The sequence below is a fragment of the Methylobacterium symbioticum genome (assembly GCF_902141845.1).
In the GTDB taxonomy this organism is placed as follows: Bacteria; Pseudomonadota; Alphaproteobacteria; order Rhizobiales; family Beijerinckiaceae; genus Methylobacterium; species Methylobacterium symbioticum.
In genome coordinates this window covers 1-1,590 of sequence record NZ_CABFPH010000225.1, presented here as the reverse complement: position 1 = coordinate 1,590, position 1,590 = coordinate 1, and the positions used below count along the sequence as shown (strand labels likewise).

The following is a 1,590-nucleotide window of genomic DNA, read 5'->3' as shown; positions in this document are numbered from 1 at the left end:
CTGTTCGCCCAGAGCGTCGAGCACATCCTGCACCGCCAGCGCGAGCGCGACGCCGCCCGCAGCGCCGAGAGCGCGGAGGCCGAGCGGCGGGCCCGGCTCGGGCGCGACCAGCGCCGGCGCGACGCGGTGCGCCTCGTCATCGAGACCCAGCCCACCGGGCCGGAGAACCTGCAGCACATCCACTCGGTGCTGGCGCTGTGCGGCCTGCCCTATCGCGATCCGGGCGAGGCGCGCGAGTTCAGCCGCACCTACGGCCGCAACTCCCTGAGCCTGACGGCCGGGCGCCTCAAGAACCCCGAGACCGGCGCCTGGGAGCCGCAGGGGCTGCCCTACGGCCCCAAGGCCCGGCTGGTGCTCCTGCACCTCTGCACCGAGGCCGTGCGCCAGCGCAGCCCCACCGTGCAGGTGGCGGATTCGCTCTCGGGCTTCATGCGCGAGATGGGCTTCGCGGTGACCGGGGGCGAGCGCGGCACCATCCGGCAGTTCAAGGAACAGGTGCACCGGCTCGCCGCCTGCGCCCTGCAGATCGGCCTGTGGGACGGGCAGGGCGCGGCCAGCACCCTCAACGTGCCGCCCTTCCGCAGCCTCGATCTCTGGCGCGCCCACGGGGAGGGGGAGTGGTCGCGGACCGTCCAGTTCCACCAGGATTTCTACGACAGCCTGATCCGGCACGCGCTCCCCGTCGACGTGCGGGCGGCCCGGGCCTTCTCGGGCTCGGCGCGCAAGCTCGACCTGCTGTTCTGGGTCGGCTACCGCCTGCGCGCCCTGCACCGGCCGCTGCGGCTGACCTGGGAGAACCTGCACGGCCAGTTCGGGGCGGAGAATGCCAGCCTCCGCAGCTTCCGCCAGGCCTTCAAGGCGGATCTCGCCCATCTCTGCGAGGTCTTCCCGAAGCTGCCGCTCAGCCTCGACGAGGGCGGCCTGGTGCTGCAGCCGGCCGATCCCGGCGCCCTGCTGGTCCCCCCGCGGCAGGGAATACGGACCGCCGCGAAGCAGGGCATGAAGCTCCGGGCCTGAGCCGGTTGGAATATTCCCGGTTTTCCCGGGGATGCGGCCTCCGATGGAAAGCCGTACGGGCGCCGCATGGATCGTTCCCGATCGACGCGTGCCGCATTCCCGGCGTTTAGGGAATAACGGGATCTAGGGAATGAGCCGCTGCGGCCTCTTCCCTTGGAAAATCCGGTCCGCTAGTTTCGGGGAACAGAATATTCCGGAGGCCGGAAGCATGGTTCCATCGGAAGCGGAGATCCGGGCGCGCCTCGCCGACCTGCGCCGCCGCCGCGAGGCCCTCGACCGCGAGATCGCCGACCACCTGCTCTATCTCGAACTCGGCCGCCGTCTGCGGGCCGGCCCCCAGACGGACGGACGCGCCGACGGCGTCGTGGACGCTCCGGCGGACGGGGCGAGGGATCCGTCGCCGGACCCATCGCCGGATCTCTGGCCAGACCCCTGGCCGCCGTCCGGGGCCGAGCCGCCGGCCGGTCCGGGCCATCCCGCACGCGATCCGGCCCGGCGGAGGCTCGGGATCGGGACGGGGAGGGTCGATGCAAGTCCCGCGCCTGTCGGTGCGCGGCGCTCAGACGACCGGCG

At 72.6% G+C, this 1,590-nt stretch carries 1 protein-coding gene and 1 pseudogene; both read left to right on the top strand.

Annotated elements, in window-relative coordinates:
- Positions 1-1,017 (top strand): replication protein RepA (locus tag MET9862_RS28965; RefSeq protein ID WP_142586311.1); only part of this gene is annotated, 1,017 nt, incomplete at its 5' end.
- A gap of 208 nt (positions 1,018-1,225) precedes the next feature.
- Positions 1,226-1,590 (top strand): annotated as a pseudogene (locus MET9862_RS28960) (hypothetical protein); the annotation flags it as partial.